Below are 260 nucleotides of genomic sequence, written 5' to 3' on the forward strand. Positions count from 1 at the left end.
CTACGAAATAATTTTGATTATTTCTACTTTACTTCTTCTCAATTGTTAAAGAACGATACTACTTAATTACTTTGCTTTCGTTTTGAAAGAACAAATCTCAACAGCGCACGCGCCACTCACATTTGTTTTTTCGATTTGGTAGGGCTGGTTGGGCTCGAACCAACGACCCCCGCGTTATCAACACGGTGCTCTAACCAGCTGAGCTACAGCCCCAGTCAATTGGTGGAGGTTACCGGGCTCGAACCGATCACCCCCTGCTT

Annotated in this window: 1 tRNA gene; it reads right to left on the reverse strand. The window is 45.0% G+C overall.

Annotation, left to right across the window (positions count from 1 at the left end):
* Positions 1 to 136: 136 nt before the first annotated feature.
* Positions 137 to 213 (reverse strand) — tRNA-Ile (locus H8K36_RS19005).
* Positions 214 to 260: the final 47 nt, after the last annotated feature.

The sequence above is a fragment of the Affinundibacterium nitidum genome, from assembly GCF_014284155.1.
GTDB classification, from domain to species: Bacteria; Pseudomonadota; Gammaproteobacteria; order Burkholderiales; family Burkholderiaceae_D; genus Undibacterium; species Undibacterium nitidum.